Annotated in this window: 11 protein-coding genes; 9 read left to right on the top strand and 2 right to left on the bottom strand. The window is 58.0% G+C overall.

The features are described 5' to 3' along the window. The 9 genes from B9Y90_RS25230 to B9Y90_RS25190 form a co-directional block, all read left to right on the top strand. Positions 1 to 1353: DNA circularization protein (locus B9Y90_RS25230; RefSeq protein ID WP_217809002.1), on the top strand; the 1353-nt coding region annotated here is incomplete at its 5' end. After that, positions 1337 to 2455, top strand: a complete 1119-nt coding sequence (locus B9Y90_RS25225; RefSeq protein WP_085543043.1) for a phage baseplate assembly protein — start codon at positions 1337 to 1339, stop codon at positions 2453 to 2455. The genes B9Y90_RS25230 and B9Y90_RS25225, both read left to right, overlap by 17 nt. Next, a complete protein-coding gene (locus tag B9Y90_RS25220; protein WP_085543042.1) occupies positions 2455 to 3117 on the top strand; it encodes a phage baseplate assembly protein V in 663 nt (220 codons plus the stop codon). The genes B9Y90_RS25225 and B9Y90_RS25220 overlap by 1 nt, the downstream gene beginning before the upstream one ends. A 160-nt stretch (positions 3118 to 3277) precedes the next feature. After that, positions 3278 to 3616, top strand: a complete 339-nt coding sequence (locus B9Y90_RS25215) for a phage GP46 family protein (protein WP_369678993.1) — start codon at positions 3278 to 3280, stop codon at positions 3614 to 3616. A gap of 2 nt (positions 3617 to 3618) precedes the next feature. Beyond that, the gene (locus tag B9Y90_RS25210; protein WP_085543040.1) at positions 3619 to 4710 is read left to right on the top strand and encodes a baseplate J/gp47 family protein; all 1092 of its coding nucleotides are present in this window, start codon (positions 3619 to 3621) and stop codon (positions 4708 to 4710) included. Next, positions 4707 to 5240, top strand: coding sequence for a YmfQ family protein (locus tag B9Y90_RS25205; protein ID WP_085543039.1), 534 nt, complete (start codon positions 4707 to 4709; stop codon positions 5238 to 5240). The genes B9Y90_RS25210 and B9Y90_RS25205 overlap by 4 nt, the downstream gene beginning before the upstream one ends. Continuing rightward, entirely contained in the window at positions 5241 to 6047 is an 807-nt protein-coding gene (locus B9Y90_RS25200) for a hypothetical protein (RefSeq protein ID WP_085543038.1), read from the top strand. 106 nt (positions 6048 to 6153) lie between these two features. After that, the gene (locus tag B9Y90_RS25195; RefSeq protein WP_085543037.1) at positions 6154 to 6318 is read left to right on the top strand and encodes a DUF1378 family protein; all 165 of its coding nucleotides are present in this window, start codon (positions 6154 to 6156) and stop codon (positions 6316 to 6318) included. A 66-nt stretch (positions 6319 to 6384) separates the two neighbouring features. Further along, entirely contained in the window at positions 6385 to 7149 is a 765-nt protein-coding gene (locus B9Y90_RS25190; RefSeq protein WP_085543036.1) for a DNA adenine methylase, read from the top strand. Positions 7150 to 7180: 31 nt separating this feature from the next. Here B9Y90_RS25190 and B9Y90_RS25185 read toward each other — a convergent pair whose 3' ends face one another. After that, entirely contained in the window at positions 7181 to 7648 is a 468-nt protein-coding gene (locus B9Y90_RS25185; RefSeq protein ID WP_085543035.1) for a hypothetical protein, read from the bottom strand. Positions 7649 to 7655: 7 nt separating this feature from the next. Continuing rightward, positions 7656 to 7802: a hypothetical protein gene (locus tag B9Y90_RS27035; RefSeq protein WP_176227937.1), complete on the bottom strand. Its 147-nt coding sequence runs from the start codon at positions 7800 to 7802 to the stop codon at positions 7656 to 7658. Positions 7803 to 8121 lie beyond the last annotated feature (319 nt).

Below are 8121 nucleotides of genomic sequence, written 5' to 3'. Positions count from 1 at the left end.
CCGGAGGTATGGCTCATGACCGATATGCTTTCCCAGCTGGCGGCGCTGGCCGGTATTGATGAGCTGCTGCCCGCGTCATTCCGGGGCGTACCCTTCGAATGTCTGTCAACCAGTGACGCGCTGGCCCGCGATACCGTCAGCTACGCGTATCCGTATCAGGACGGGGCGACGATTGAGGACCACGGCCTGCGCCCGGTTTCCTTCAAGCTGACGGCCTTTCTGTTTGGCCATGACTGGAAACAGCAGTTAAAGGCGCTTTTAACCACGTTTAAATCCGCAGACACCGGCGAACTGGTTCACCCGGTGTACGGCTCTATTCCACACGCCCGGTTTATGTCAGCCGGGGTCGAAAAACAGGTGGAGCCCCTCAACGCGGTCACCGTGGAGCTGGTCTTTACCGAGGCTGGAACCGAGCAGGCCCTGTTCGCCACGGCGTCTGCGAATCAGGCCCCGGAGAGCATCTTCTCCACCGGCAATCATCTGCTCGACAGCGCCGCCTCTGCCTTCAGCACGGCCATGAAAGATATCCGTAAGCTCGAGAACGGCGTGGAGCGCATCAACACCATTATTGCCCAGGGCGAATACCTGCTGGGTGAGGTCCGGGGGGAGATTCAGGGGGCGGTGGCCAGCGTCAGCAATCTGCTGGATACGCCGTCGGCGCTTATCAGTGACCTTAAAGGCATGCTGGGCACCTTCAGCGATACGCTGAACCTCACCGGGGAGAGCGTGAAGTCGGACTGGCAGCAGGCCACGCACCTCGCCGGGAAAGTGCTGTCGCTGCCGACGGCGTGGATTAACGCCCGGAGCGTCACCACCATCACCAGACCTTTTGCCCTGCCGCTGAGCCAGGTGACGGCGGTCCGGGCCAGCGATACGCAACTGCTGACCCGCACGGCCCGGCTGGTCACGGTCAGTGAACTGGCGGCCGTGGCCACCACTATTATGCAGAACGAAGTGGCCGCCCCGGCGCTCACCAGTACCTGGATTGAGGCCATCGTGAACGACGTCCGCCGCCCGGTAATGACCGCGCTCAGAGAAACGCGGGCCGCCATGCAGCAGGATATCACCACGGCGGCGCTGGCCGGGTTCACCGCAGACACCCGCACCCACAGCGCGATTATCAGCGACCTGCAGCGTACCGCCTGGACGCTTCAGGCGCAGGCCATGGGGCTGATTCAGCAGCGCCCGCCGCTGATTACCCGGCCCGTCACCCGCCGGGCGAACCTGCATCTGCTGGCCTTCGACTGGTACGGCGACCCTGAGCGTGCGCAGGAGCTGCTGCGCCTTAACCCGTCGCTGGGCAATCCCGGCGACCTTCAGCCTGGAATGACACTCTATGCGTGGGCCCGATAATTCGCCTGACCGCCGCGACGAGCGCCTGACGCTGACCGTCGGCGGCGTGTCCCATCACGACTGGATGCGCTTCACCGTGGATGCGTCGTTTCTGACCCCGGCGGGCGCCTGGGAGCTCGACGTCGGGATTGAAACCGCCACGCTGCCTGCAGAAGTACAACCCGGTGCGCGGGTGGTGCTCAGCGCCGGGCGCGATGTGCTGATGACCGGCCTGATTGACGATATCACCGAGGGGCTGCGCCGGGGCCGCCATGAGCTGTCGATTGCCGGGCGGGACAATGCCGGGGCCCTGGTGGACTGTTCCGCCCCGGTCTTTACGGCGCAGAACATGACGCTGCAGGAAGTTATCACCCGCATTGTGCATCCGTTCGGCATCAGCCAGGTGGCCATCCACGCGGATAAATCGGTTGCCCCGAAAAAATTTAACGTTGAACCAGGCGAAACTGCCTGGGAAGCGCTCCAGAAAGTCGCCGAGGTCAACGGGCTGTGGACGTGGGTGGCCCCCGATGGCACCTTTATTATCGGGGGGCCGGATTACAGCGCCCCGCCTGTGGCCACCCTGGTGCTGAATCGGGATGGCCGGAGCAATATTCTCAGCCTGACCCGGCAGCGCAGTATCGCCGGGCGTTACTCGGAGGTCACCGTCCTGTCACAGGGGCACGGGAGCCGGGAGCATGACGGGGTGCATAACCGCAAGGGCACCGCCACCGACAGCGGCTTTACGCTGTACCGGCCGCTGATTCAGACGATGTGCGACACCGACACTGACGACATGGCCACCGCCCGCGCGAAAAAACTGCTCTCGGATTCCCGCCTGAAGGCGCTGACGCTCACCGTCGAGGTGCGCGGCCTGCGTAGCCCGGCCGGTATCCCGTGGACGCCGGGCCAGCGGGTGAATATTCAGAGTGACCTGTATGGCATCGACGGGACGTTCTTTATGATGTCGCGCCGCATCAGCGGCGGTCGGGGCCAGCCGCTTATTACCACGCTCACCCTGAAAGAGGACGGGGTGTGGGTGCCGGATGCGTTCCCGCGCTCGCGCCGCAAACACAAGGGCAAAGGCAAGCCCCTACTGTGGAATACCTGGCAGGAGATACACTGATGGATATCATCGCCCTTATGAACCGTCGCATCGCGACAGCCCTGGGCGCTATCCGCCGTCCGTTCCGGGCAAAACTCACGCGCATCACCACGGCGGGTGGCGTGCAGACCACCCAGCTCGAAGGACTGGCCCCGGAAACCCTTCAGGACGTGGAGCTGTTTCAGCACTACGGCCTCACCACCGTCCCGCCCGAGGGGGCGATGGCCATTGTGCTTCCACTGGGGGGCGATACCAGCCACGGTATCGTGATTGCCACCGAGCACAGCCAGTATCGCATTCAGGCCCTGCAGCCTGGTGAAGTGGCCATTTACACCGATGAAGGGGCCTCCGTCATCCTGAAGCGAGGCAAAATCATCGAGACCACCTGCGATGAGTGGCGTGTGAAATGTAAAAAGGCCTTAATTGATGCCGCAGAGAGCGTGACGGTGGAAACCCCACAGATGACTGCCACCCAGAAGGTCACCGTGCAAGGCCTGCTGACAGGTCAGGGCGGCATGGCCATCAGCGGGGACAATGGCCAGGGCTCAACCGCCACGATTACAGGCAGCATCAACCATGCCAGCGGCACCATCACCTCCGGTAGCGTCAAAATTAACGGCGTCGAAATCGGCACCCACAAACACAACACGCCGGATGGCGACTCCGGGCCACCACACAACTGATATCCGCCAGCCCCGGCGAAAGCCGGGGTGGCACGCCCTGAGCCATATCGCAGGCAGGCTTGTTTCTTCTGTGTTCTCCCCGCATTCCCCTGAGTTACCCGCTTCGCCCCCGCAACATGTGCGCCTCACGCGCGCGCGATATTCTGGCCGCATGGACAGAATGCTCAACCCCTATACCGGCGACTACACTGGCACCCGGACTACCCGGCTTGAGAATGCCGTGCTACTGCGCCTTAAAACGCCACTCGGCGGCTGGCTGTTTGCACCGCTGTTAGGCTCACGCCTGCACCTGCTGCCGCGTAAGGACACGGAGGAGACCCGCGCCCTGGCAGAGCAGTACGCCTGGCAGGCGCTGGAGCCACTGGTGACCGACGGGCGGGCGCAGTCTGTTAACGTCACGGCCGTGCGTAAACGCCCCGGCTGGATTGATTTAACCATTCGGGTGCAGCAGGCCGACGGTAAAACCGCGACCTTTCAGCACCCGGTACAAGTGAGCTGATAATGCCTGTTTCGATCCCCGCCCATGCAGACCTCGTGAAGAACTGGCTGGATGAGCTGACCAACCAGCTCCCGGATGCCGATACCAGCCCGGACAGCGACAACTTTGTCCGCGCGAACGCCACGTCCTCTGTGGTTCAGGGCCTGTATCAGTATACGGGCTGGGTCCTGCGCCAGGCGTTCCCGGATACGGCCGACAGCGACTGGCTGGGAATGCATGCCCGCCTGCGTGGCCTGACGAAGAAGGCGGCCGCAGCTGCAGCGGGCAACGTTACCCTGACCGGCACGCCAAAAACCGCGTTTGCCACTGGCCTTGCCTTCCGGGTGAAGGGCAACAGTACGCTGTACCAGACCACCACAGCCGGTGTGCTGGATGCCAGCGGGCATGCCACGGTCAGCGCCAAAGCCACCCTGCCAGGCACCGGGGGCAATCTGCCCGCTGGTATCGCAGCGACGCTGGTCTCTGCTCCGGCGGGCCTGGACAGCACCGTGACCGCCGGGGTCATGACGGGCGGCACCGATACAGAGACTGACGGCGAACTGCTGGCCCGCCTGCTGGACGTCATGCGTCAGCCCGCCGCAGGCGGGAATGCCCACGACTATAAAGTGTGGGCCATGTCGGTGGAAGGCGTCAGCGGGGCCTGGGTGTTTCCCCTGCGCCGGGGGCTCGGCACAGTGGATGTGGTGATTACCGCCGCCCACGGGCTGCCATCACAGGTCACCCTGGACGCCGTACAGCACTATATCGACACAGTAAGGCCCGTGACGGCGAAGGACTTCAAAGCTCTGGCCCCCACCGAGAAAGCGCTGGATGTGACCGTCGCCGTCGGCATCAGCGATAAAACGACGATGGCGGCAGTGACAACGGCGATTACTGACAGCCTTCAGACGTGGTTTGCGGCGCTGATTCCGGGGCAGGAAGCGATTGTGACCCAGATTGGTGCCCTGATATCGGACACCGAGGGGGTGCTGGACTACCGTATCAGCACCCCGACCGCAAACCTGCTGCCGGTGGTCAGTGCCACTGTAGTGGAATGGGTCCGGCCGGGGAAAATCACCATCACGCCACTGCAGGCTGAGGGGCAGACATCATGACCCGTAACGATTACGTCAACCTGCTGGCCCTGCTGCTGCCCCCGGTCTCGTACAACCCGAACGGCGAACGCCTGAGAGCAGAACTCCGGGCGGATGCCCGGTTACTGACGCTGGCGGAGCAGTGCGTTTCTGACCTGCTGAGCGCCATCGATCCGCTGACGGCCACCAACACGCTGCCGGACTGGGAGCGTGTTTATGCCCTGATACCGGGCGGTGGTGACACGCTGCAGCAGCGACGCGACAAGGTCATGGCTGCCCTGGCCGAGACGGGCGGCCTCAGCCGGGCCTACTTCATCAGCCTGGCGGCTGCCATGGGCTATACCATCACCATTGATGAGCCTGATACGCCAATGTGGCGCTGGCTAGTGAACGTTCAGGGGACACCGGAAAAAAATTACTACTTCCGCGTCGGAGAATCCTCTGTCGGCGACCGGCTGGAGGAGTCTGGTGACCCGAAACTGGAAGAAATGTTCCGCCGTCTCAAGCCTGCTCACACCGAATGTGTGTTCAAGTATTCAGGAGAAGTTTAAGTGAAACCGTTAATTGACCCTATCGCTACGCCGGACGGCTTATTTCACGGGAAAAACACGCAAACCGGCGAGCTGGCCACCATCGTCACGCCGAAATACGCCAATGATAACCAGGCGGCGCTGCTCAGCACGCAGCGTGAAATCCTGACCATACTGGCCGCAGGCGGTATCAAAGCGGATGAGGCAACCAACGACCAGTTTCTGACGGCGCTGAAAAAAGTCTTTCTGACGACGAATGACACGCGGCTGGATAACCTTTTGCATTCCGATAAAAATCTTGCCGACGTAAAGGACAAAGCAGCAGCCAGAACCAGCCTGGAGCTTAAAGGCGCTGCCGTTCTGGGTGTGGGCATCACCAAAGACACTGTGGCTGCAGGCGATGACGCCCGCATTACAGGTGCGCTGCAAAAAGGGAATAACCTGTCGGAGATAACGGCGGCTGGCGTGCCTGCGCAAACCGCAGCCAGAGTGAATCTGGGCCTTAAAACCGGTGCCGTGCATGATGTGCAGCCCACGCCGACAGATGTCTCACCGGAAATGTTACTGAAAATGGGGAGTTTTGGTCTGGGGATTCCTATGGCCGCCCAGGGAGGGGATTTCCACACATGGTTACGCACCGCGGCTTCGGGCTTCTACTACCTCGATGCTATGCAAAATGCACCAGAGTCGCCCGCCTATATTTTGGTGCTGAGAAACCCCAAAGGGGATGGTGTCGGAGCACTGACTTTTGGATACGAGGTCGGGCAGATGGGCTTTGACTCATTTGTGAAAGGGAAATGGCTCTCATGGAAGATGCAATCCCGCTAACTTTTACACTTGCCTGCTGATGGACCTGCATGATTTTTATATTGCATCGCTATTAATTTTAGCCTGCACATTTTCAATACATGTCGTAAATACAACCGAGGTTATTATGTCTCTCGTTCAGATTGTCCTGCTTTATTTCTGCACCACTGTTTGCTCACTGTATCTCATTTCTGGAGGGTATAAGGTTATTCGCAATTATATTCGCAAGAAAATTGATGATGCAGCCGCAACAAAAGCCGCTGCCAGTCAGCCCGGAAATACAGGCAGCTGAAACTTTTTATATAAAACTCTGTCAGCAGCGAAACGCTGCTGACATTTCTCAACAGAGGAATCAGACATGGCGAGTCCGGTTATTCCCTGGATGGGCGGCAAACGCAAGCTGGCTAAAGTGTTGCTGCCGCTGTTCCCGGCGCATACCTGCTATGTGGAGCCTTTTTGCGGGGGTGCGGCACTTTTCTTCATGAAGGAACGCTCAGATGTTGAGGTGCTGAACGATATCGACGGGGAGGTGGTGAATCTGTATCGCGTTATCCAGTACCACCTGGAAGAATTTATCCGGCAGTTTAAATGGGCATTAACCAGCCGTCAGATATTTGAGTGGCTGAATCTCACACCCTCCGTCACGCTGACAGATATTCAACGCGCGGCGAGATTTTACTACCTGCAGAAGTTGTCCTTTGGTGCAAAAGCCCACGGCAGGACGTTTGGGGTCCGGGTCACACGACCGGCACCGCTGAATATTCTCAGAATCGAAGAAACGTTATCCGGGGCGTGGGAGCGTCTTCAGCAGGTCACTATTGAGCATCTCGACTGGCTGAAGTGTATGAAACGCTACGACAGGCCGGAAACGCTATTTTACCTTGATCCGCCTTACTGGAACACAACGGGCTATGGCGTTCCCTTCGGCATTGAGCAGTATCAACTGATGGCTGAACTGGCCCAGAGCCCGGACATGAAAGGGAAAGTGATAATTTCGGTAAATGACCACCCGACAATGAGAGACGTCTTCAGTGGGCTGAACATCAGCACGGCCAGGACAAACTATACCGTGGGTTCGCAAAATAAAAACCAAGTATCTGAGCTGATTATCACTAATTATTAGCCGGAAAATAATTCTCCCGGCTAAATGGCTTCTAACGCGGGATGCCGCCAGCAATACTGGAAATGAACTTCTCCCACAAGGTAAGTTTTTCGCGGTGGCGCATATTAAGCGAAATAAAGGTACGGTTTCGAGCGGAATTAAAGAGTGACGACTGGGCTGTGCTGTCAAACTCTTCTATGACATCGAGGTGATCTAAAATTTCCTGGGGACTCAGACTATGCATTTGTCCGATAAGTTTTACATAACGACGGGCCTGCTGTCGTGCAGCCTCTCCTTGCTTGCCATATTGCCAGGCGACCTGGCATGCGCTCAGGGCGGCAATAATAATGCCGAACACCCAACCAGGCTGGTGTGTAACCGAAACCAGTGCGCCAAGGGTGAGCAAAAGAGCATGTATCGAGTTATCAAGGCGGCGATTGAACGTCTCCGTCATTACCTCGAGCCAGTAGCTATACCAAATGCGAAAGTAGATCTCGTTCCTGGTTGGTTGTCCGGACATTGCTTAGTTACTCCTCGTTGTTTCGGTCCTCGTCATCATGATCGTTATCATCTGGGATGTGTTTATGCAGCATATGGCATGGGACAGCGCCAGAAGTATCTTGGATCATAATTGCGGTAGTCAGACCTGTTTCTTCATCATATTTGATATCCATGTGGATATATCCTTAGTGGTGGTTGTGATTTTTTTCGCCCGTATCCGTTGCAAGAATTAGGGCGAAAAAACTTTACCACTAAAACCCCACGCCGGGCAGGGGTAAATGCCCGGCACCTTATAAAGGTGAGATAATTTTTTTCGGATAAAGAAATTATTTATGCAGAACGTTTTAAAACGAAGATTTTTTAATGAGGGGAGATAGCTTATCACGCGATTAAAAATGCATCGAATTTTAAAAATATTTTGCACTCCATTTTAAGCTTGTGTGAGTGCAAAATATTTTAGAAAAAAGTGCAAAAACGTTTTCCGCTCTACAT

It is taken from the genome of Cedecea sp. NFIX57 (assembly GCF_900177785.1).
Classification (GTDB): domain Bacteria; phylum Pseudomonadota; class Gammaproteobacteria; order Enterobacterales; family Enterobacteriaceae; genus Cedecea; species Cedecea neteri_C.
This window is presented reverse-complemented; position numbering and strand designations above follow the sequence as displayed.